Origin of the sequence: Azospirillum soli, assembly GCF_017876165.1 — a bacterium.
Classification (GTDB): domain Bacteria; phylum Pseudomonadota; class Alphaproteobacteria; order Azospirillales; family Azospirillaceae; genus Azospirillum; species Azospirillum soli.
In genome coordinates this window covers 98,625-120,488 of record NZ_JAGINQ010000016.1, presented here as the reverse complement: position 1 = coordinate 120,488, position 21,864 = coordinate 98,625, and the positions used below count along the sequence as shown (strand labels likewise).

General features: G+C 68.1%; 22 protein-coding genes and 1 tRNA gene. 17 read left to right on the top strand and 6 right to left on the bottom strand.

Translation table 11 applies throughout. The features are described 5' to 3' along the window. Nucleotides 1–49 precede the first annotated feature (49 nt). Nucleotides 50–466 (top strand): nuclear transport factor 2 family protein, encoded by a 417-nt coding sequence (locus J2852_RS22545; protein ID WP_209880052.1) that lies wholly within the window; start codon nt 50–52, stop codon nt 464–466. Between the two features lie 190 nt (nt 467–656). Here J2852_RS22545 and J2852_RS22540 read toward each other — a convergent pair whose 3' ends face one another. The 3 genes from J2852_RS22540 to J2852_RS22530 all read right to left on the bottom strand — a co-directional run bounded on the left by J2852_RS22540 (nt 657) and on the right by J2852_RS22530 (nt 4,769). Next, nucleotides 657–1,832, bottom strand: a complete 1,176-nt coding sequence (locus J2852_RS22540) for a serine hydrolase domain-containing protein (RefSeq protein WP_343206801.1) — start codon at nt 1,830–1,832, stop codon at nt 657–659. Nucleotides 1,833–1,971: 139 nt separating this feature from the next. After that, a complete protein-coding gene (locus tag J2852_RS22535; protein WP_209880046.1) occupies nt 1,972–3,645 on the bottom strand; it encodes an ArnT family glycosyltransferase in 1,674 nt (557 codons plus the stop codon). Next, nucleotides 3,645–4,769 carry a glycosyltransferase family 2 protein gene (locus J2852_RS22530; protein ID WP_209880043.1) on the bottom strand — a complete coding sequence of 375 codons (1,125 nt, stop codon included), beginning with the start codon at nt 4,767–4,769 and terminating at the stop codon, nt 3,645–3,647. The genes J2852_RS22535 and J2852_RS22530 overlap by 1 nt, the downstream gene beginning before the upstream one ends. 411 nt (nt 4,770–5,180) lie before the next feature. Here J2852_RS22530 and J2852_RS22525 point away from each other — a divergent pair, with 411 nt between their 5' ends. From J2852_RS22525 to J2852_RS22505, 5 genes are all read left to right on the top strand, one after another. Beyond that, nucleotides 5,181–7,190 carry a HAMP domain-containing methyl-accepting chemotaxis protein gene (locus tag J2852_RS22525; RefSeq protein WP_209880040.1) on the top strand — a complete coding sequence of 670 codons (2,010 nt, stop codon included), beginning with the start codon at nt 5,181–5,183 and terminating at the stop codon, nt 7,188–7,190. A 125-nt stretch (nt 7,191–7,315) separates the two neighbouring features. Next, nucleotides 7,316–7,966: an elongation factor P hydroxylase gene (locus tag J2852_RS22520; RefSeq protein WP_209880037.1), complete on the top strand. Its 651-nt coding sequence runs from the start codon at nt 7,316–7,318 to the stop codon at nt 7,964–7,966. A 57-nt stretch (nt 7,967–8,023) separates the two neighbouring features. Beyond that, nucleotides 8,024–9,190, top strand: coding sequence for an ABC transporter substrate-binding protein (locus tag J2852_RS22515; protein ID WP_209880034.1), 1,167 nt, complete (start codon nt 8,024–8,026; stop codon nt 9,188–9,190). 14 nt (nt 9,191–9,204) lie between these two features. Further along, nucleotides 9,205–10,371 carry an ABC transporter substrate-binding protein gene (locus tag J2852_RS22510; RefSeq protein WP_209880031.1) on the top strand — a complete coding sequence of 389 codons (1,167 nt, stop codon included), beginning with the start codon at nt 9,205–9,207 and terminating at the stop codon, nt 10,369–10,371. Between the two features lie 13 nt (nt 10,372–10,384). Beyond that, the gene (locus tag J2852_RS22505) at nt 10,385–11,299 is read left to right on the top strand and encodes a branched-chain amino acid ABC transporter permease (protein ID WP_209880028.1); all 915 of its coding nucleotides are present in this window, start codon (nt 10,385–10,387) and stop codon (nt 11,297–11,299) included. A 55-nt stretch (nt 11,300–11,354) separates the two neighbouring features. Here the strand turns inward: J2852_RS22505 and J2852_RS22500 are convergent, their stop codons facing one another. After that, nucleotides 11,355–11,966, bottom strand: a complete 612-nt coding sequence (locus tag J2852_RS22500) for a hypothetical protein (protein ID WP_209880025.1) — start codon at nt 11,964–11,966, stop codon at nt 11,355–11,357. 140 nt (nt 11,967–12,106) lie between these two features. Then, the gene (queC, locus tag J2852_RS22495) at nt 12,107–12,802 is read right to left on the bottom strand and encodes a 7-cyano-7-deazaguanine synthase QueC (protein ID WP_209880022.1); all 696 of its coding nucleotides are present in this window, start codon (nt 12,800–12,802) and stop codon (nt 12,107–12,109) included. 77 nt (nt 12,803–12,879) lie between these two features. On the opposite strand from queC, the gene J2852_RS22490 reads away from it, so the two are divergent. The 5 genes from J2852_RS22490 to J2852_RS22470 all read left to right on the top strand — a co-directional run bounded on the left by J2852_RS22490 (nt 12,880) and on the right by J2852_RS22470 (nt 16,639). Continuing rightward, nucleotides 12,880–13,266: a GxxExxY protein gene (locus J2852_RS22490; RefSeq protein ID WP_209880019.1), complete on the top strand. Its 387-nt coding sequence runs from the start codon at nt 12,880–12,882 to the stop codon at nt 13,264–13,266. 92 nt (nt 13,267–13,358) lie between these two features. After that, entirely contained in the window at nt 13,359–14,354 is a 996-nt protein-coding gene (locus J2852_RS22485; protein WP_209880016.1) for a branched-chain amino acid ABC transporter permease, read from the top strand. Beyond that, the gene (locus tag J2852_RS22480) at nt 14,351–15,106 is read left to right on the top strand and encodes an ABC transporter ATP-binding protein (RefSeq protein WP_209880014.1); all 756 of its coding nucleotides are present in this window, start codon (nt 14,351–14,353) and stop codon (nt 15,104–15,106) included. Before J2852_RS22485 ends, J2852_RS22480 begins: the two co-directional genes overlap by 4 nt. Next, nucleotides 15,106–15,807 carry an ABC transporter ATP-binding protein gene (locus J2852_RS22475; protein WP_209880012.1) on the top strand — a complete coding sequence of 234 codons (702 nt, stop codon included), beginning with the start codon at nt 15,106–15,108 and terminating at the stop codon, nt 15,805–15,807. The genes J2852_RS22480 and J2852_RS22475 overlap by 1 nt, the downstream gene beginning before the upstream one ends. After that, entirely contained in the window at nt 15,797–16,639 is an 843-nt protein-coding gene (locus tag J2852_RS22470; RefSeq protein ID WP_209880010.1) for an alpha/beta hydrolase, read from the top strand. The genes J2852_RS22475 and J2852_RS22470 overlap by 11 nt, the downstream gene beginning before the upstream one ends. A gap of 69 nt (nt 16,640–16,708) precedes the next feature. On the opposite strand, the gene J2852_RS22465 is transcribed toward J2852_RS22470, so the two are convergent. After that, nucleotides 16,709–16,798, bottom strand: a tRNA-Ser gene (locus J2852_RS22465). 209 nt (nt 16,799–17,007) lie between these two features. On the opposite strand from J2852_RS22465, the gene rplU reads away from it, so the two are divergent. The 6 genes from rplU to J2852_RS22435 all read left to right on the top strand — a co-directional run bounded on the left by rplU (nt 17,008) and on the right by J2852_RS22435 (nt 21,861). Further along, a complete protein-coding gene (gene rplU / locus J2852_RS22460) occupies nt 17,008–17,325 on the top strand; it encodes a 50S ribosomal protein L21 (RefSeq protein ID WP_209880103.1) in 318 nt (105 codons plus the stop codon). Nucleotides 17,326–17,359: 34 nt separating this feature from the next. Next, nucleotides 17,360–17,644 carry a 50S ribosomal protein L27 gene (rpmA, locus tag J2852_RS22455; protein WP_209880008.1) on the top strand — a complete coding sequence of 95 codons (285 nt, stop codon included), beginning with the start codon at nt 17,360–17,362 and terminating at the stop codon, nt 17,642–17,644. 78 nt (nt 17,645–17,722) lie between these two features. Beyond that, nucleotides 17,723–18,886: a GTPase ObgE gene (gene obgE, locus J2852_RS22450; RefSeq protein WP_209880006.1), complete on the top strand. Its 1,164-nt coding sequence runs from the start codon at nt 17,723–17,725 to the stop codon at nt 18,884–18,886. Continuing rightward, complete coding sequence (gene proB, locus J2852_RS22445; protein ID WP_209880003.1) at nt 18,855–20,015, top strand: glutamate 5-kinase; 1,161 nt, start codon at nt 18,855–18,857, stop codon at nt 20,013–20,015. Before obgE ends, proB begins: the two co-directional genes overlap by 32 nt. Beyond that, nucleotides 20,012–20,695, top strand: a complete 684-nt coding sequence (locus tag J2852_RS22440; RefSeq protein ID WP_209880000.1) for an HAD family hydrolase — start codon at nt 20,012–20,014, stop codon at nt 20,693–20,695. Before proB ends, J2852_RS22440 begins: the two co-directional genes overlap by 4 nt. 65 nt (nt 20,696–20,760) lie before the next feature. After that, on the top strand, nt 20,761–21,861 hold the full coding sequence (locus J2852_RS22435) for a GAF domain-containing protein (RefSeq protein ID WP_209879997.1): 1,101 nt from the start codon (nt 20,761–20,763) through the stop codon (nt 21,859–21,861). The last annotated feature ends 3 nt before the right edge of the window (nt 21,862–21,864 follow it).

Genomic DNA, 21,864 nt, shown 5'->3' with positions numbered 1-21,864 from the left:
AGTTGCTTGTCTAGAAGCGGGCTGAGCAGTTCGAGAGCCCGTTTCCATCATGACCGACCGCGACGCCGTCCTGGCCCAGAACCGCGCCTTTTACCGGGCCTTCAACCAGCGCGACTATCCCGCCATGGACGCGCTGTGGGCGACGAGTCTGCCGGTGTCCTGCGTCCATCCGGGCTGGGCCATCCTGTTCGGGCGGGAAGCGGTGATGGACGCCTGGGAAGACGTGCTGGACGCACCCAGCGGCCCGACCATCCAGCCGCGCAACGAGCGGGTGTCGCTGTACGGCGACACCGCCCTGGTTCTGTGCGAGGAGGTGCTTGGCGGCGCCGTCCTGGCTGCCACCAACCTGTTCGTTCGTGAAGAGGGGGTGTGGCGCCTCGCCCACCATCAGGCCGGCCCCATCGCCGACCCACGCGCCAGCGCTTCCCCGCCGGCCGGCGACAAGCCGCCGCGCGTCCTGCACTGAGCGACAATGAGAACTTTTTAGACGGCAGCTCACCACCGTCATTCCCGCGAAGGCGGGAATCCAGCCCCTTCAAGCGCTTATGCGTCAAACTTCTGGATCCCCGCCTGCGCGGGGATGACAGTGAGGAAAGGCGGCGTCTTTGAAGGCAGTGGGGCGCAGGCTGCGTTCCGACGCCATGCGGTCGTGGGCATCAATGCGCCTCGAAGTGGCGGATGAGGTCGCCGACGACCTTGTCGGCCACGACGCGTTCGGGGTCGCTGTTGGTCAGGGCCACGGCGGCCCAGCGATGGGCGCGGGAAAAGGCAATATAGGCGTTGAAGCCGCCCGTCGAGCCGGAATGCCAGAGGATCGGCGTGCCGTCCCCGGCCCAGGCGACGAACCAGCCCAGCGCCATGGCCCCCTGCCCCAACGTGCCCGGATCGGTCAAGGCCCGGCCGTCCACCTGGACGGATTGGGCGAGCGCCAGCGTGGCACTCGCGTTGGCCTCGCAGCCGCCCCCATTGACACCGTTTCCATTGGCGCCGCTTCCATTTATGCGGGGGCATTCGCCCATGTTGGCGCGCAGCCAGCGCAGCAGGTCGTCGGCGGTGGAATAGAGGCCGAAAGACGGCTGCATGGCCGGCGCCTCCCAATCCGGGACGACCTGCCCGTGGGCGTGGCCGACCGCCTTGCGGGCGCGTTGCTCGGCGGTCAGGCGCAGCGTCGTGTCCTTCAGGCCGAAACGGTCGGTGACGACGCGCTTCAGCAGAGTCTCGTAAGGCGTGCCGGCGGCCGATGACAATGCCTCCCCCAGCACGGCCATGCCGACGTTGGAATAGCGGAAGCGAGTGCCCGGCGGCACCGGCAGGCTGAAGCCGGACAGCCAGGAGGCCACCTCCTCCCGCGTCAGGGGCTTGTAGGGGTTGCGGGGATCCTCCAGGCGGCTCCAGGAAAAACGCGGGGTCTCCGGCACGTTGGGCAGGCCCGCCGTGTGGGTGGCGAGATCGAGAAGGCGAATCGGCTTGCCGTCATAGTCCGGCGCGCGAACCGGCTGCGGCAGGTGGCGGGCCAGCGGGTCGGTCGGCGCCACGCGGCCGGCGCGGATCAGCTCGGCCAGGATGGTGCCGGTGAAGGGTTTGGTCAGCGAGGCGATCTGGAAGACCGTGCGCCCGTCGGGCGGGCCGCCGTCCGGCCGGCCGCTGGCGCCGCGCCCGACGACCATCGTGCGGCCGTCCTTGATGACCCCCACCACCAGACTGCCGGGGCCGGCTTCGGACAGGCGCCGCTCGGCCAGCGCCGTGACGGTGTCGCGCAAGGAATCGACGCCCACCGCGTCGGCCGGGACGGTCGCCCAACCCCAGAGCGCGAGAAACGTCAGGACCCCCACCACCGGCCTCCGCATCCCACCCTCCGTCTTGGAGAACGAGTTCGGACAGTGGGTACCGGACGCGCCCGGCGGTACGCCCGCGGACGGACATCACGCCAACGCGCCTAGCAGCGGCGGGCGGGGTAACCGGGTGGTGCGGCTATTCCGTCGGGATTTCGGCCGGCGGGGGGCGGCGGTCCTTGACGATGGTCAGGGGCACGTCGTCGGCCGCGATCTCGATGATCGGGTGGCCGCCGAGCAGAGACGGGCAGCGCTTCACCTGGGTGAAGGCCATGAAGAAGTCGGCGCGGCGCCAGTCGGGCTCGATGCCGTTGACCAGACGCAGCCAGGGCGGCAGCTCGAAACGTACGGCCAGCGTGTTGCCGCAGACCGTCAGCGTGTACTGGCGCGGCGGCGGGTGGCCGTCGTTCTCGCGCTCCACGAAGGCGATCAGCTCTTGCAGTGCCTCGTGCTGGGAATTGCCCCAATAGTCCAGCTCGAACCGGCCCTGGGCGCCCTTCAGGCCGCCGGTGAACTGGTTGTAGTACACGTACTGGTTCGGATGCATGCAGCCGAGCTGCCACGCGTACAGCACCGCCACCACGGTGACGCCCGCGCTGAAGGCCTGACCGGCCCGGCGGCCGTGTCTCTCCGCGTACACCCACAGCCGGTCCGTCGCCAATCCGGCCATGACCACCATCGGCGGAACGACGAACAGGAAGTGGCGGATGCCGTTGTAGACCGACGGGCGCATCAGCACGAACAGCAGGATCGGCAAGAAGGCCGCCAGCGCCAGCGGGACGAAGCGTACGGCCTCGAAGCCGGCGCGCAGGCGCCAGCCGCCGCGCACGAACCACGCCAGCGCCAGCAGGACGGCCACGCCCGTGCCGATCAGCACCGCCTCCGGCACCTTCACGGCGAGGTAGACGGGCAGATAGAGCGCGGGCGGCGCCGCCGAACTGACCATCTCCCCCATGAAGAGGGTCTGGATGTCGATGGGGAAATGCGAAACGACGCGCAGCGCCTCCAGCGGGTTCAGGGGATGCTGCACTGCCCAGGGCCAGAAGGCCGCCATCAACACGTAGGCCACGGGAATGGCCGGCAGCAGCGCCACCACGATCCGCCGCGTGTCGGACAGAGCCACGCCCATTCCCTCGCGCCGCGCCACCAGCGCGACGTAGAGGGCGAGCGCCACCGCGAGGTAGAAGCCGGCCAACACCGCGCCGATGCGGATCGCCAGCGTCAGGCCCAGCGTCAGGCCGAACTTCAGAACCGCGCTGCGGCTGGGCCTTGGCAACTGGTTCAGGATGCGGGTGGCGAAATAGAGCGTCCACACCATGCCGGCCGCGAAGGGCACATCCTTGGTGTTGTTGAACATCGCCCCGTAATAGACGCCCGACAGCGCCAGCAGGGCCGCCGCGACGAAACCGGCGCGCGGGCCGCCCAGCAGGCGCGCGTAGCGCCAGCAGCCGGCGATGCCCAGCACGCCGACCAGCGCGCAGAGCAGATGGCGGGTTTCGTACTCCTCGAACGGCGAGACGTGGACGAGCACCGCCGTCACCAAGTCAAAGAGGCCGCCGTAGAGGTAGAGATCCTTGAAATGGAAGGCCGACTGGTCCTGGAACCCGGAGAGGTAAAAGGACAGCAGCTTCTTTCCGTAGATGTGCTGAACCTCCTCGTCCGTGCTGATGCCGTAGGAGCGGAAGCTCAGCGCCGCCAGGATGACGAGCACCAGAAGCAGGGCGCGCGCGAGATCGTCCCACAGGGCGCCGGCGCGGCGCTGCGGGAAGGCCGCCGCCTCGGACGCGAGAACGGCGGGCGTCTGGTAGTTCATCAAAGGCGATCCTTGACGGGGCGATCCTTGACGGGGCGATCCTCGGGCCCGGCGGTGCGGCGGGCCGGCGGCGCGGCGACCTCGTCCTCCTCGAAGCCATGCGCGGAGCGGACGATGAAGAGGGGGCGCCCCTTGACCTCGGCGAACACGCGGCCGAGATAGTCGCCGATGATGCCCAGCGTGATCAGCTGGATACCGCCCAGGAACAGCACCGCGACCAGCAGCGATTCATAGCCGGGCACGTCGATGCCGTGGAACAGCGTGCGGACCAAGCGGATCAGAATGTAGACGAAGGCCACGCCCGACAACGCCATGCCGACCAGGCTCCACACCCGCAGCGGGAAGGTGGAGAAGGCGGTCAGCCCGTCGAAGGACAGGCTGAGCAGCTTCAGGAAGCCCCATTTGGTCTCACCGCCCGCGCGCTCCCCCTGTTCGTAGGGGATGCTGGTCTGGCGGAAGCCGACCCAGGCGAAGATGCCCTTCATGAAGCGCGTGCGCTCCGGCATGCGGTTGATGACCTCCACGACCTTGCGGTCCATCAGGCGGAAGTCGCCGACCTCACGGGGCAGCTTGATTTCGGACAGGTTGTCGAAGATCCAGTAAAAGGTCTTCGCGAAGATACGGTGCCTCAGGCTCTGCCCCACCCGCGCGTTGCGCACGGCGACGACCACGTCGAAACCTTCGCGCCATTTGGCGAGGAACTGGGGCAGCATCTCCGGCGGGTGCTGGAGGTCGGCGTCCATCGGCACCACGGCGTCGCCCGTCGCGTGGGTCAGGCCGGCGGACAGCGCCAGTTCCTTCCCGAAGTTGCGCGACAGGTCCACCACCTTCACCCGAGGCTCGCGGTCGTGCACGTCCAGCAGGCGGTCCAGCGTGTCGTCGCGGCTGCCGTCGTTGACGCAAACCACCTCCCACTCCACGTCCAGCCCGTCCAGCACCGGGACCAGCCGGTCGAACAGGGCATCGACGTTCGGACCTTCATTGTAGAAGGGGATCACCACCGACAGGCGGGCGCGGGTGGCGCGGGTGCCCCGCTTCGCTTTCGGGGAAGAAGAGGCCGGGGAAGAACCGGTGTCGCCGGGAACGGCCGGTGCCGCCGTGGAGGGCGCGTCGGGGAGAGGCATGGCCAGCCGTTGCGTCAAGTCGTCGTGAGCCGGGATGGAAGACGGATTGCGGGCGTCCCCGGCCGGACGTTCCGCCGTTGGTCCTATACCACGATACGATGGAATGAGCAAAATGCCTCTCTTGTGGTCATTTCGCGGCACAAGCCTTGACCAAACCGCGCCCCGATCGCCACGCAGCGAACCGATTCGATGAAGGCGAACACCGGGCGCAGGACAAATATTCCAGCACGCCACCAAACCGCCAGCGTTCGGAAGTGTAAGCGCCGCCAAGGGGAGCGGCTTGCTCTGCTGGGGACTGTCTAGGCCAAGTTGCGTAGGTCTACGTAAGGTTGGCACGGTTGATGAATTGGTGTTACCAAAGCGTGATGTTTGCAGTCTAAACCATCCGTGCCCTATCGGAGTTTTTCCGCCATGAGCGCGCTCAACCATCTGCGGGTCGGAACCAAGATCACGGCCGGCAGCGCCGGCATTCTGATCTTCCTGATCGCCATCAGCATCCTGGCCGCCGTCGCCCTGTCCGGAGCCAAGGACGATTTCGCGACCTACCGCACGCTGGTCCGCCAGACGAACGAGCTGGGACGAATTCAGGCGACCTTGCTGGAGACGCAGCTGCACGCGAAGACCTTCCTGCTGACCGGCAACGAGGACGCGACGCGCGAGGTCGACGCGCGGGCCGCGACCCTCGCCCGGCAGATCGAGGAGGCGAAGGCGCTGTTCTCCGACGCGGCCCTGACGACGACGGTCGAGACCATGGGCGCGGAGCTGCGCCAGTATCAGGACGCCTTCGCCAAGGTTCAGGAGCTTCAGGCCGCCCGCAACAAGGCCGTGTCCGAACTTGAAGAGATCGGCCCGAAAATGGAAAAGGCGCTGGGCGACGTCATGGACAGCGCCCACGCGAACGGCGACACCGAAGCCGCCTATCTGGCCGGCATGGCGGGGCGGCATTTCCTGGCTGCCCGCGTCGCGGCAACGCGCTTCCTGACCGACAGCCTGCCGGAGAACGCGGACAGCGCCCGCAAGGAATTCCAGAACGCGCGCGACCGTGGGAACGCCATGCTGGCCAGACTGTCCGACGCCGAACGCCGCAAGGGCGCCATGTCGTTCCTGGCGATGCAGCGGGTCTACGCCACCGAGTTCGAAAGGATGGTGGTGGCCACGAACAAGCGCGACGACCTCGTCCGCAACACGCTCGACAAGCTCGGCCCGTCGGTGAACGCCGAGGTGGAGACACTGAAGGCCGCCAGCGGAAACGAGCAGATCGCGCTGGGCGACACAGCCAGCTCCAACGTCGAGGCGGCCGGCGCCCTGACCGTCGTCGCCTCGCTGATCGCCATCGCGCTCGGCCTCGCCACGGCGGTGCTGATCGGCCGTGGCCTGTCGCGCCCCATCGTGGCGATGACGGAAACCATGACCAGCCTTGCCGGCGGCAACCGGACGGTGGAGGTCCCCGGCCTGGAGCGCGGCGACGAGATCGGCGGCATGGCGAAGGCCGTGCAGGTCTTCAAGGACAGCCTGATCCGCGCCGACCAGCTGGCCGCCCAGCAGGCCGCCGAGCAGCAGGCCCGGCAGAAGCGCGCCGAGCGCATCGAATCCCTGACCCACGCGTTCGACCAGCTGGCGCTGGAGGCGCTGGGCCGCGTCTCGTCCGCCGCCACGCAATTGCAGGCCACCGCGCAGGGCATGTCGGCGACGGCCGAGCAGACCACCCGGCAGGCCGGCGCCGTCGCCGCCGCGTCCGGCGAGGCCACGGCCAACGTGGAGACGGTGGCGGCGGCGGCCGAGCAGCTGTCGGGCTCCATCGCCGAGATCAGCCGCCAAGTCGCGCAGAGCACCAGCATCGCCGGCACGGCTGTGGCCACCGCCCGGCAGACCGACGCCACGGTGCGCGGTCTGGTCGATGCCGCCCAGCGCATCGGCGAGGTCGTGCAGCTGATCAACGACATCGCCAGCCAGACCAACCTGCTGGCCCTGAACGCAACCATCGAGGCGGCCCGCGCGGGCGAGGCCGGCAAGGGCTTCGCCGTGGTGGCGTCGGAGGTCAAGAACCTCGCCAGCCAGACGGCCAAGGCGACCGAGGACATTTCCGCCCAGATCAACGGCATCCAGGAGGTCAGCCGCGAGGCCGCCCTGGCCATTGCCGAGATCGGCCGCATCATCGGCGAGATCAACGGCATCTCCACGACCATCGCCGCGGCGGTCGAGGAACAGGGCGCCGCCACGCGGGAGATCAGCCGCAACGTCCAGGAGGCCGCGCGCGGCACCCAGGAGGTGTCCGGCACCATCACCGGCGTGACCCAGGCGGCGGCCGCCGCCGACGAGGCGTCGCGTCAGGTGCTGAGCGCCGCCGACGGCCTGTCGCACGAGGCGGAGGATCTGCGCGGCTTCGTCTCCCGCTTCCTCGGCGACATGCGCGCGGCGTAAAGACCCAGCGGCGGCCCCACCCTAACCCTCCACCACCTCACGGCGGGGGAGGGAATAAATCTTGCGTCGGGTGGGCCTGCCTGGGCAAATAAGCGCCTCAGCGGACCGCAGCATACAAAAGCACCATGATCCTGACTCCGATCCCGGCCGAGGTGATGCCGGAGGCGCTGGCCACCTTTGAACGGATGCTGGCCGAACAGCCTCTGGCGCTCGCCGCCTTTCGCCGCATCGCCGCGACTTGGCCGGTTCCCGGCGGCGTGGACACGCCCGAGCAGCGCGCTGAGGCCGTCCGGATGGCGCACGCCCACGGCATCGGCACGCTGGACGAACCGCCGAACACCTCCTTCATGTGGGACGGTCAGGTCATCCGCACCGACGTGGAGGCCACGGTCATCGTGCACGAGGTCGCGCACTGGCTGGTCGCGGCGCCGGAACGCCGGCCGCTCTACGACTTCGGCCTGGGGCCGGGGCCGGAGACCACGCTGCGCAAGGAAGCCCGCAGCCAGCAGAAACTGACCTTCGAGGAATGCATGCACGAGGAGCAGCAGACCTCGCTGCTCGGCGTCCTATGGGAAGCGGAGCTGGGGCAGCCGGCGATCCTCGCCTTCCTGGAACAGAACTGGATGGAAAGCTGGGAGCGGGAAAGCACCGCCACCTTCTTCATCCGCCATGTGGACGAGCTGCACCGACGCGGCCTGATCGACGCCGAGGGACGCCCGACCACCGCCCGCGCCTGGGCCGACAAGAGGGCCGATGAAAGGCGCGCGGCGGCCTAACAACGCAACGACGTACAATAAGCGACGTATAACAAGAAGTCTGGAGGCTGGACCGTCATGACCCGCAAGTTGCTTCCGCTGGCCTCCGCGCTGGCTCTGCTCGCCACGCCAGTTATGGCTGAACCGCTGAAGATCGGCCTGATCACCACCCTGTCGGGTCCGGGCGCCGGACTGGGCATCGACATCCGCGATGGCTTCGCGCTGGCGCTGGAGCAGAAGGGCGGCAAGCTCGGCGGGCAGGACACGCAGGTTTTCGAGGCGGACGACCAGCAGAAGCCGGACGTGGCCGTGGGCCTCGCCAACCGCATGGTCGAGCGCGACCGCGTGCAGGTCGTGACCGGCATCGTGTGGTCGAACCTGGCGCTTGCCCTCATGCCGACGCTGGCCGGGGCGCAGACCTTCTTCATCAGCCCGAACGCCGGGCCGTCGCAGCTGGCCGGCGCGCAGTGCAACCCGTACTTCTTCAACGCCGCTTACCAGAACGATCAGATCCACGAGGCGGTCGGGCAGCACGTCCAGGACAAGGGCCACAAGAAGGTCTACCTGATGGCCCCGAACTACCCGGCCGGCAAGGACGCGCTGGCAGGCTTCAAGCGCTTCTACAAGGGCGACGTGGCGGGCGAGGTCTACACCCAGGTGGGCCAGCTGGACTACGCCGCCGAACTGGCGCAGCTGAAGGCCGCGGCACCCGACGCCGTCTACGTCTTCTATCCCGGCGGCATGGGCATCAACTTCATCAAGCAGTACGAGCAGGCCGGCCTGAAGGGCGCGGTGCCGCTGTTCGGCCCCGGCTTCTCCTTTGACCAGGACATCCTGGCGGCGGTCGGCGCGGCGGCGCTGGGGGTGAAGAACTCCGCCCAGTGGAGCCCGGACCTGGACAACCCCGCGAACAAGGCCTTCGTCGCCGCCTTCAAGGCGAAATACGGCCGCATCCCGTCGATGTACGCGGCGCAGGGCTATGATTCGGCGCTGCTGATCGACGCGGCGGTCAAAGGTGTCGGCGGCGAGCTGAAGGACAAGGACAAGCTGCGCGCCGCGTTCAAGACCGCCAAGGTGCCGAGCGTGCGCGGCGAGTTCACCTTCAACAACAACCATTACCCGATCCACAACATCTACCTGCGCGAGGTGGTGGCCGGGCCGGACGGGGCGATCACCAACAAGACGGTCGCCACGGTGTTCGCCAACCACGCGGACGCCTATGCCAAGGACTGCCCGATGAAGTGAGGGGGGCATTTCCCATGAAACGCATTCTCCTCGCCGCCACCGCCCTTTCCCTCTGCGCCTCTTCGGTTTCAGCCGCCGAGACGCTGAAGATCGGGCTGGTCACGACCCTGTCCGGTCCCGGCGCCGTCGTCGGGGCGGACATCCGCGACGGCTTCGCGCTGGCGGTGGAGCATGCGGGCGGCAAGCTCGGCGGCCTCGACACTCAGGTGATCGAGGCCGACGACCAGCAGAAGCCGGACGTCGCGGTTGGCCTCGCCAACCGGATGACGGAGCGCGAGCGCGTGCAGTTTGTCACCGGCATCATCTGGTCGAACCTGGCGCTCGCCATGGTGCCGACGCTGGCGGCGTCCAAGACCTTCTTCATCAGCCCGAACGCCGGCACGGCGCAGCTGGCCGGGGCGCAGTGCAACCCGTACTTCTTCAACGTCTCCTGGCCGGTGGACACGGTCGCCGAGGCGGCGGGTCAGGCGGCGCAGACCCAGGGGTTCAAGCGCGTCTACGCGATGGCGCCGAACTACCCGTCCGGCAAGGACGTGGTGGCCGGCTTCAAGCGCGGCTTCAAGGGCGAGATCGTCGGCGAGGCCTTCACGCCCTTCGGGCAGTTGGACTACGCCGCCGAGATCGCGCAGGTGAAGGCGGCCAAGCCGGACGCGCTGTTCATCTTCTATCCCGGCGGGATGGGCATCAACTTCATCAAGCAGTACGATCAGGCCGGGCTGCTGACGCAGATCCCGCTGGTCGGGCCGGGCTTTTCCTTCGACCAGGACATTCTGGGCGCGGTCGGCGACGCAGCCATCGGCATCAAGAATCCGCTGCAATGGAGCCCCGACCTCGACAACGCCGAGAACAAGCGGTTCGTCGAGGGCTTCAAAACCAAATTCGGGCGCATCCCGTCCTTCTACGCGGCGCAGAGCTATGACGCGGCGAAGCTGATCGACGGGGCGGTGAAGGCCGTGGGCGGCGACCTGAAGGACAAGGACAGGCTGCGCAAGGCGCTGGAAAGCGCGCCGTTCGACTCGGTGCGCGGGCGGTTCCGCTTCAACACCAACCACTACCCGATCCAGAACTATTACCAGCGTGAGGTCGTGCGCGACGAGACGGGGGCGCTGACCAACCGGCTGACCGGCATCGTCTTCACCGACCACGCCGACGTGCACGCCCAAAACTGCCCCCTGAAATGATCGGGTTGAGATAATGGACGCGCTTCTGTTGGCCGAACAGGGGCTGAACGGGCTTCAGCTTGGGGTGATGCTGTTCCTGATGGCGGCCGGGCTGACGCTCGTCTTCGGCATCATGGACCTGATCAATCTGGCGCACGGGTCCTTCTACATGGTCGGCGCCTATCTGACGGCGGCGCTGGTGCCAGTGCTGGGCAACTTTCCGCTGGCGCTGGTGGCGGCGGTGCTGCTGACCGCGCTGATCGGGCTGGCGGTGGAGGCGGTGGCGTTGCGCACGCTGTACCGGCGCGACCATTTGGATCAGGTGCTGGCGACCTTCGGGCTGATCCTGTTCTTCAACGAACTGGTCAAGATCGTCTTCGGGCCGGTGCCGATCTTCCTGAACCCGCCGGCGGCGCTGGCCGGGACGGTGGACCTGTTCGGGCTGAAGTACCCGGCCTTCCGCCTGACCATCCTGGCGGTGGGCATCGCGGTCGCCGTGTTCCTGTGGCTGCTGATCGCCAAGACGCGCCTGGGTATGCTGATCCGGGCCGGGGCGACCAACCGCGAGATGGTGATGGCGCTGGGCGTCGATGTCCGGCTGCTGTTCGGGCTGGTCTTCGCGCTGGGCTGCGGGCTGGCGGGGCTCGCAGGCGCCATGGCTGGGCCGGTGCTGGCCGTCCAGGTGGGCATGGGCGAGCAGATCCTGATCCTGACCTTCGTGGTTATCGTGATCGGGGGGATCGGGTCGATCCGGGGGGCCTTGGTGGGTGCCTTGCTGGTTGGGATCGTCGATACGATGGGGCGGGCGCTGCTGCCCTCCGCCTTCCGGATGGTGATGGACGCGGCCAGCGCCAACGCGGCGGGGGCGGCGCTCGCCTCCATGGCGATCTACGTGCTGATGGCGGTGGTGCTGGCGATCAAGCCGAAGGGTCTGTTCCCGGCCGCGTGAGGCGGAACGGGCCGCATCTTTCAGCGGCCCGTCCGGGACCTATCACTTGGGCGGATCACTTGGGCGCTTCGGCGACCTCGCCGGCCGTGTCGCGCACGGGGATCATCAGGTGGGCGTAGGGGGTGTTGCCCCACATCACGTAGGGCGCCTTCGGATCGGCGGCCGTCCTCGGATAGCCGTCCATCATGTCCGTCGCGTTCAGGATCATGACGTGCGGCCCGGTGTCCACCCAGGCATGCCCGGTGGCCGGAGCGGTCGCGTAGGGATCGTCGTTGCTGGCGTCCGATCCGCCGGCCAGCATGTAGCCGAAGCCGACCTTGCCCTTCGGCGGGTCCTTGTGCTCCATCCAGGCCTGCGCCCAGGCCATTCCGTTCTTGTCCAGGCACATGGGGTCGTTGCCCGGCGTCATCGGGTTGTCGGGCATGCAGGTGAAGTTGCCGGCGCCGGTGCCCTGGCGCAGCGTGCGCGCCTCTCCTTTCTCGTTCATGGCGATGATGGTCGCCGTTTCGGCCACGGCCCGCGGGGCGGCGGACATGGCGTTCGTGATCATCTCTTGGTCGGTCCTGGGTGGCGTGTGCTGGGCGCTGGTGGTGTCGGCGAGAGCCAGCGCGGGAACAGCGACCGTCATGGCCAGAGACAGAGAAAGAGCCATACGGGACTGCCGCATGATGCATTCCTCCCTCTGCAAGACGCCGCAAGGGCGATGGAAGGAATTGTCGCACCGCGCCGGTCCGGAGGGCTTGCCTCTTCGGGCCTAATTCGCTCGCCCCGCCGGATGTGGGTCCGCACTTCCAAAGAATTGGGGGCTTACAGAGCCCGGTAGCGCACCGGATCGGTAAGCCCGGCCTCCTGAAAGCCCTTCAGGCGCAGCAGGCAACTGTCGCAGGTGCCGCAGGCCTCGCCGGTGGGTGTGGGATCGTAGCAGGAGTGGGTCAGGGTGTAGTCCACGCCCAATTCCAGCCCGCGCCGGATGATGCCGGCCTTGTCCAGCGTCATCAGAGGCGCGTGGATTTTGAAGCGGCTGGTGCCCTCCACGCCCGCCTTGGTGGCGAGGTTCGCCATGGTCTCGAAAGCCGCGATGTATTCCGGCCGGCAGTCGGGATAGCCCGAGTAGTCCAGCGCGTTCACGCCGATGAAGATGTCCGACGCATTGAGAGTCTCCGCCCAGGCCAGCGCGAAGGACAGGAAGATGGTGTTGCGCGCCGGAACGTAGGTGACGGGAATGCCCTCCCCCAAGTCGGCGGCGCTGGCGTGCTTGGGCACGTCGATGGCGTCGGTGAGCGCCGAGCCGCCGAAGGCGCGCAGGTCGATGTCGGCGATGACGTGGCGGTCCACCGTCATGGCCGAGGCGACGCGCTTGGCCGCCTCCAGTTCGACGGCGTGGCGCTGGCCGTAGCGGAAGCTGAGCGCGTTGACGCGGTAGCCCTCTGCCTTGGCGATGGCGAGGACCGTGGTGGAATCGAGCCCGCCGCTGACCAGGACGACCGCGTTCTTGCCCGTCATACCCCTGCCCTTTCGTACCACTGGTCGATCCGCCATACTTCGGGTGTTTTGACACAGATGGACACAGATAAACACAGATGAACACGGATCAGTCGTCGCCGGACGGGAAAGACCCATTGACCCAGGCCATCATCGGAGCCGCCGTCGAAGTCGCGAATGTCATGGGCAATGGGTTCTTGGAAGTCGTCTATCGCAAGGCCTTGGCCTATGAACTTGCTTTGCGAGGGCTTCCGGTGCGGGAGGAGGTCGAGTTCAAGATCGCCTATAAAGGGGCACCCGTCGGGCGCTATGTGGCGGACATGATCGTGGCCCATACGGCTGTCGTTGAGATCAAGGCCGTCGAAGGAATTGTCTCGGCACACATCGGACAGACGCTCAATTACCTGAAGGCCAGCGGTTTACGGACGGGGCTTGTCCTGAACTTCGGCACGCCGAGGCTCGGGTTCAAACGAGTGGCGCTGTAGCGGCGGAGCCGACGCTCATCTGTGTTCATCTGTGTCCATCTGTGTCAAAACCCCCGACACCGAACCGAGGCACGCCCTTTCCGACCAGTCACATGCCCCTCACCCGCCCCCGCATCGCCCTCCTGATCCTGTTCGCCGCAGCGCTTGCCCTGCCGAGCGTCGCCGTCTGGATTGACGAACCGTTCTATGTGCGCCTCGGCGCGCGCATCCTGGTGTTCGCGCTGGCCGCTGTCAGCCTGGACCTGATCCTCGGATTCGGGGGGATGGTCAGCTTCGGGCACGCGGCCTTCGTGGGCATCGGCGGCTATGTGGTCGGCATCTTGTTCGCCCATCAGGCGGACGGCTCAACCCTGTTCGGCTTTCCGGGGACGGTGAACGGCTTTATCGTCTGGCCGCTGGCCTTCCTGGCCGGGGCGCTGGCGGCGCTGCCCATCGGGGCGATCTCGCTGCGCACCAGCGGCGTGCCCTTCATCATGATCACGCTGGCCTTCGCGCAGATGCTCTTCTACCTGATGACGGGCCTCAAGGCGTACGGCGGCGACGACGGTATCGCCCTGTGGAGCCGGTCGAGCTTCCCCGGCGCGCTGAACATCGCCGACCACACGACTTTCTATTACGTGACGCTGGGGCTGCTGGTCGCCGTTCTGGTGCTGGGCTGGCGGCTGGTGAATTCGCGGTTCGGGCGGGTCATCCGGGGCGCCAAGGACAACGAGCGGCGCATGAAGGCGCTGGGCTACCCGGTCACCCGCTACAAGCTGGCGGCCTTCGTCATCGCCGGCGGGTTGGCCGGGCTGGCGGGGGCGCTGCTGGCCAACGCCACGATGTTCGTCGGCCCGCAATATCTGCATTGGAGCCGGTCGGGCGACCTGATCGTGATGGTCGTGCTGGGCGGCATCGGCACGCTGATCGGCCCGGTGCTGGGCGCCGCCTCGCTGCTGCTGCTGGAGGAGTTCGTGCCGGAGTTGATGGACATGGTTCACGCCGGCACGGGCGAGCATTGGAAGATCGTGCTGGGTCCGGTGCTGCTGGGGCTGGTGCTGTTCGCGCGCAAGGGGATCTGGGGCGTGATCGCGGGGGCGCGGCGATGACCGCCCTGCTGCGCACCGAATCCCTGGTGAAGCGTTTCGGCGGCTTGGCGGCGACGGACGGGCTGTCGCTGGCCGTGGCGGAGGGCGAGTTGCACGCGCTGATCGGCCCGAACGGGGCCGGCAAGACGACTTTGATCGGCCAGCTGGCGGGGGAGCTGACGCCCGACGAGGGGCGCATCCTGTTCGACGGGCGCGACGTGACGCGGATGCCCGTGCACAAGCGGGCGCAACGCGGCCTCGCCCGCAGCTTCCAGATCACCTCGATCTTCCCGAGCTTCTCGGCGCTGGACAACGTGGCGCTGGCGGTGCAGGCGCACGCCGGGCACAGCTTCCGTTTCTGGCGGGACGCCGGGCGCGACCGCCGTCTGGTGGATCCGGCGCGCGCCGTGCTGGAGCGAGTCGGCCTCGGCGCGCGGGCGAACACCCCGGCCGAGGCGCTGGCCCATGGCGAGAAGCGGCAGCTGGAGCTGGCAATGGCGCTCGCCACCGGCCCCCGGCTGCTGCTGCTCGACGAGCCGATGGCCGGCATGGGGCCGGAGGAATCGGCGCGCATGGTGGATCTGCTGAAGGAGCTGAAGGGGACGGTCACCATCCTGCTGGTCGAGCACGACATGGACGCGGTCTTCGCGCTGGCCGACCGGATCACCGTGCTGGTGCGCGGCAAGGACCTCGCCAGCGGGACGCCGGCCGAGATCCGCAACGACCCGGCGGTGCGCGAGGCCTATCTGGGTGACGAGTTGGAGGCGGTGTGATGCTGCGCGTCTCGGGACTGACCGCCTCTTACGGGTCGAGCCAGGTGCTGTTCGGCATGGAGCTGTCGGTGGGGGCCGGCGAGGTCGCCACGCTGATGGGCCGCAACGGCATGGGCAAGACGACCACCATCAAGTCCATCCTGGGGCTGGTCGCGGCGGCAGGCGGGTCGATCGCGTTCGAAGGGGTGGAGTTGGTCGGCATGCCGCCGCACCGGATCGCGCGGTCCGGCATCGCTCTGGTGCCGGAGGGGCGGCAGGTCTTCCCCACCTTGACCGTGCACGAGAACCTGATCGCGACGGCGGCGAATCGGTTCGGCCGGGCCGACGCCTGGACGGTGGAGCGCGTGCACGCGCTGTTCCCCCGGCTGGCCGAGCGCGCCGGCAATCTGGCCCGCAACCTGTCGGGGGGCGAGCAGCAGATGCTCGCCATCGGGCGGGCGCTGATGACCAACCCGAAGCTGCTGATCCTGGACGAGGCGACGGAGGGGCTGGCCCCGCTGGTCCGGCAGGAGATCTGGGACTGCCTCGCCCGCCTGAAGACCGAGGGGCAGGCGATTCTGGTGGTGGACAAGAACGTCGCCGCTTTGGCGAAGCTGGCCGACCGTCACCATGTCATCGAGAAGGGCCGGCTGGTCTGGGCGGGGACCTCCGCCGACCTGCTGGCCGATCCCGGCCTGAAGGAGCGCTATCTTGGCGTCTGAGCCCCTCCATCGCGGCATGGACGCCGCCGAGATCGACCGCCAGTATAATTTCCGCAAGCTGGTGCCGGAGCACGTCGACATTTTTGCCCGCTGGGAAGCGCAGAGCGCCGAGGTGCGCGGGCGGCTGCCCGGCCGATTCGACATTCCGGTGGGGCCACACCCGCGCCAGCGCGTGGACGCCTTCCCGGCCGGCGACGGCGCGCCGCTGCTGGTCTTCATCCATGGCGGCTATTGGCGGGGGCTGTCCAAGGACATGTTCTCGTTCGTCGCCGAGCCGTTCGTTGCGAAGGGTGTGGCGGTCGCGCTGATCGGCTACGGGCTGTGCCCCGACGTGACGCTGGACACGCTGGTCGGCCACGCGCGGCACGGGTTGGCCTGGGTGGCAGAGCATGCGGGGGAGTTTGGAGCCGATTCGGAACGGCTGGTCGTTGCCGGCCATTCGGCGGGCGGGCATCTGGCGGCGACGCTCGCCTCGGAGGAACCGGAACTGGTGAAGGGCGCCTTCGCGCTGAGCGGCATCTACGACTTGGAACCGCTGCTGCATTTCGAGGTGAACGAGCAACTGCGGCTCGACGCCGAATCGGCGCGGCGGCTGAGCCCGATCCACGCGGTGAAGGCCCCCGCCCCCACGCTGGTTCTCGCGCTGGGAGCGGAGGAGACCGACGAGATGCACCGCCAGCAGGCCGATTATGCCCGCACCTGGGCGGCGGAGGGCAACGCCATCCGCGAGATGGTCGAACCGGGCGCCAACCACTTCACCGTGGTCGACCGCTTCGCCGACCCGCAGGGGGACCTGTTCGGCGCGGCGATGGACCTGATCGAGGGAGCCTGAAACGAAAAACGCACGGGAGCGTCATGACCCCGCGAGGGGCAGGCTCGACCGTGCGTTTTTCAGGAAAACTGGCGGATGGGGGGAGATTCGAACTCCCGATACCCTTGCGGGTATGCCGCATTTCGAGTGCGGTGCATTCAACCGCTCTGCCACCCATCCGCTGCCCCGTTTCCGGGGTGGCGCGGAACCTACCCAAAAGCTTTTGGGGATGCAAGCACTCGTTTGCAGGAAAATGCACATCATTCTGTCACCATGACTGTTGACTCACGATGCCTCCTGCGTATAACTCCTCGCTCTCACGAACGGGCTTGCACCTCAAATGGTGGGCGAGCGGCCCGCCGTTTGTTTTGAAATAGGCAGTGACGACGATGTTTGCAGTGATCCGCACCGGCGGCAAGCAGTACAAGGTCGCCAATGGCGACGTGATCCGCGTTGAGAAGCTCGAGGCCGAGGCTGGCGCTTCCATCACGCTCAACGACGTGCTGATGGTGAGCGACGGCGGCAACACCACCGTGGGCACCCCGACGGTGGCCGGCGCGGCTGTGGTGGCCGAGGTGGTCGCCCAGGATCGCGGCCCGAAGATCATCGTCTTCAAGAAGAAGCGCCGTCAGAACTATCGCCGTAAGAACGGCCACCGCCAGGACCTGACCGTCCTGCGCATCACCGGGATCAACGGCGCCGCCTGAGCGGCCGCCGATCAGTTCACAGGAGTAACCCCCCATGGCTCATAAAAAAGCAGGCGGCTCCTCGCGCAACGGTCGCGACTCCGCTGGCCGTCGTCTTGGCGTGAAGCGCTTTGGCGGCGAAGCCGTCATCGCCGGCAACATCATCGTCCGCCAGCGCGGCACGAAGTTCCACCCGGGTGAGAACGTCGGCATCGGCAAGGACCACACCCTGTTCGCCCTGGTGGACGGCAAGGTGGCCTTCAAGCACAGCGCCAAGGGCCGCACCTACGTCGCCATCGAGGCGGCCAATGACGCGGTCCCGGCGGTCGCGGCCGAGTAACACTCGTCCGGCCCGTACGGAAGTCTAAGAATCGGGGGACCGGGCAACCGGCCCCCGATTTTCGTTTGTTGAGTCGCTATGAAATTCCTCGATCAAGCCAAAGTGTTCCTGAAGAGCGGTGACGGAGGCCCCGGCGCCGTCGCGTTCCGTCGCGAGAAGTTCATCGAGTTCGGCGGCCCCGACGGGGGCAACGGCGGACGCGGCGGAGACGTCGTCATCGAGGCCGTGGACGGCCTGAACACGCTGATCGACTACCGCTACAAGCAGCATTTCAAGGCCCAGCGCGGCAACCACGGCATGGGCAGCAACCGCAACGGGGCCAAGGGCAACGACGTGGTGCTGCGCGTCCCGGTCGGCACCCAGATCCTGGACGAGGATCAGGAGACCGTGCTGCTCGACCTGACCGAGCCCGGCCAACGCGTCGTCTTCCTGAAGGGCGGCGACGGCGGCTTCGGCAACGCCGCCTTCAAGACCTCCACCAACCGCGCCCCGCGCAAGTTCCACCCCGGCTGGCCGGGCGACGAACGCTGGGTGTGGCTGCGGCTGAAGCTGATCGCCGACGCCGGCCTGCTGGGCCTGCCGAACGCCGGCAAGTCCACCTTCCTGGCGGCGACCACGGCGGCCAAGCCGAAGATCGCCGACTATCCCTTCACGACTCTGGCCCCCAATCTGGGCGTGGTGCGCGCGGGCGACGAGGAATTCGTCATCGCCGACATCCCCGGCCTGATCGAGGGCGCGCACGAGGGGCATGGGCTGGGTGACCGCTTCCTGGGCCATGTGGAGCGCACGCGCGTGCTGCTGCACCTGATCGACGGCACGGCCGACGACGTGGTCCACAGCTACCAGATCATCCGGCACGAGCTGGAGGCCTATGGCGGCAACCTCGCCGGCAAGCTGGAGGTGATCGGGCTGAACAAGGCCGACGCCCTGCTGGACGAGGAGATCGAGGAGAAGAAGGCGGCGCTGGAAGAGGCGTCCGGGGCGGAGGTGATGGTGCTGTCCGGCGCCACCAGCCAAGGCGTCCAGCCGGTTCTTTACCGCTTGCTCACCGCCATCAAACAGTCCAAGGAAGAGGAGCCCGACGTCATCCACGCTCCCGCCACCCGCTCCATCCCGCGACCGCCGGTCGGCCAGCGGATGGACGACGAGTATGCGGGCTGGAACGAAGAAACGGGCGAGTACGATGACCTCGATGACGGCGACTCGGACGATGACGACGACGGCAACGACGCTAAGGGCTGATCTCCCCACCCTGCTCGACGCGCGCCGGCTGGTCGTGAAGATCGGCTCGGCGCTGCTGGTGGACGGCGAGACCGGGCAGATCCGCAGGGAATGGCTGGACGCGCTGGCCGACGACGTGGCCGCCTGCCGCAAGCGCGGACAGGAGGTGGTGATCGTCACCTCCGGCGCCGTGGCCTGCGGGCGCGAGCATCTGGGCCTCGTCGGCCGTCCGCTGCGGCTTGAGGAAAAGCAGGCGGCGGCGGCGACCGGGCAGATTCGTCTGGCCCACGCCTATCAGGAAACTCTGGCGCGGCACGACGTGACCGTCGCCCAGGTGCTGGTAACGCTGGAAGACACCGAGGAGCGGCGGCGCCACCTGAACGCCCGCGCCACCATCGACACGCTGCTGAAGCTGGGCGCCGTCCCGGTCATCAACGAGAACGACACGGTGGCGACGGCGGAAATCCGATTCGGCGACAACGACCGTCTGGCCGCCCGCGTGGCGCAGATGATCTCCGCCGACACGCTGGTCCTGCTGTCGGACATCGACGGGCTCTACACCGCCGACCCCCGCAAGGATCCGGACGCCCGGCACATCCCCGTGGTGCAGGAGCTGACCTCCGACATCGAGAACATGGCGGGCGAGCCGCCGCCCGGCTACAGCTCCGGCGGCATGGTGACGAAGATCGTCGCGGCGCGCGTGGCCCTGTCGGCCGGCTGCCGCATGGTCATCGCCAAGGGCAAGCGCATGAACCCGCTGGCGGCGCTGGAAGCGCGGCCGGAGAAGGGCGGCGCGCTGTGCACCTGGTTCCTGCCGGCGGCCGAACCGTCGAGCGCCCGCAAGGCGTGGATCGGCGGCAACCTGAACGCCGCCGGGGCGTTGACCGTCGACGCGGGCGCCTTGAAGGCGCTGGCGAACGGGGCGAGCCTGCTGCCGGCCGGCGTGCGCGCGGTCGAGGGCACGTTCGAGCGCGGCGACGTGGTGGTGGTGAAGGCGCCGGACGGGCGCGAGGTGGCGCGCGGCCTGACCGCCTACGCCTCCGACGACGCCCGCCGCATCATCGGCCGCAAGAGCCAGGAGATCGAAGAGGTCCTGGGCTATCGCGGACGGGACGAGATGATCCACCGTGACGATCTGGTGGTGCGTTGAGTCTTTCTCCTATCAAGGCGATCCCCATCCAGGCGATCCTCTGGGACATCGACGGCACGCTGCTGGACAGCGAGCCGTGGCACCAGCACTCCACCATCGCCGTGTGCCGGCGACTCGGGCACGAGATGAGCGACGCGGACTACGCGAACACGCTGGGGATCGCCTTCCCGGAGCTGTACGCGCGACTGCACGCCGCCCGGCCCATGGTCCTGACCTTCCGGGAATGGGCCGACGCGATCACCGACATCTATCTGGAACGGATCGCCGAGGTCGAGGCGCGCGCCGGGGCCTTCGCTCTGGTGGAGGCCTTCGCGTCACGCGGGCTGCGGCAGGCCTGCGTGTCGAACAGCGGCCGGCGGGTGGTCGAGGCCAACCTGCGCCGCATGGGCATCCCGCATTTCGCCTTCGGCATCAGCCGGGACGACGTGACCAACGGCAAGCCCGATCCCGAGCCGTATCTGCTGGCCGCCGAGCGGCTGGGCGTGCCGCCGGAAGCCTGCGCGGTGATCGAGGACAGCCCCACGGGCGCCCGCGCCGGCAAGGCCGCCGGCATGCTGACCATCGCCTGGCCGCAGCCCCCGCACCTGCTGTTCGAGGCCGCCGACCATGTGGTCGAGGACCCGGCGGCGCTCGATTGGGACGCTCTGTGCGGGCTGGCCGAGCGGATGGCGGCGGACTGAGCGTGTGACGCTTGGGGCGGCGGCGTGTTGACGGGGAGAACACACACAACCGTCGATGCCCCTTCATGCCGCACACCGAATCGGTCACCCGCGAGGCCCCCAAAGGGCATCCTTGGCGGACGACGATCACCGCCGATCAGCCGCTGGACGCGGCGCCCTCCCCCGAACAGCTGCTCCACCAACAGTCGGTGCTGACCGATTTCGGGCGGCGGGCTTTGGTGGAAACTTCCCTGGACCGTATCCTGAGCGACGCCGCGCGCCTGTGCGCGGAGGGCACGCAAGTCCCCTACACGAAGATCCTGGAACTCCTGCCCGACGGGAAGGAGCTGGTGGTGCGCGCCGGCCATGGCTGGCAACCGGGCGTGGTCGGCCGCGTGCGCGCGCCCGCCGACGAGACAAACCCCTGCGGCAAGGTGCTGTTGGAGGAACGGCCGCTGGTGGATATCCATGTGCAGGACAATCCCATCTACCATTTGCCGTCGATTTATCGGGAGTACGGCATCCGTTCGACCGTCAACGTCCTGATCATGACCGACCGGGGAGCATTCGGCGTGCTGGAGGTCGACACGGACGAGGAGCGCGCTTTCACCATCGCCGACGTGAATTTCCTGACCGCCTTCGCCAACACGCTGGGCGACGCGGTGGTCCGCTGCCGGCGCGAGGCCACAGCGGAGCGGCAGCGGCTTCTGCTGCAACGGGTGCGGCAGCGCATGCGCGACGACGCGGCGGTGGTCGATGCGACGACGCTGGCGGCCCATCTCGACCGGCTGCTGGCGCTGGAGCCGGACGGGACGACGGCGCTTGGCGACCATCTCGCGCTGATCTGCCGCTCCATCGCAGAGATCGAGCGGACGGACGCGCATCACATCACGATGGAATGCGACGTGCAAACGGTCACGCTGGCGGCCGACCGCGTTCTGACGCTGGGGGCGACGGTGGAAGCGCTTCTCTCCGCCGCCGTGCGTCGGACGGTTGGCGTTGGGAGCGGCGGGACCATCGCCATGCGCCTGCGGCGCGTCGGCAACCAACAGGCCGAGGTCGCGGTGGACTCCCCCGCCGGCTTCGATCCGGAAGGTTTGGCGGACATCCGCCGGCTGGTCGAACTGGCGCGGGGAACGCTGAAGGCGGACGGCGGTCCGCGCGTCAGCGTGACGGTCACGCTCTGAGAC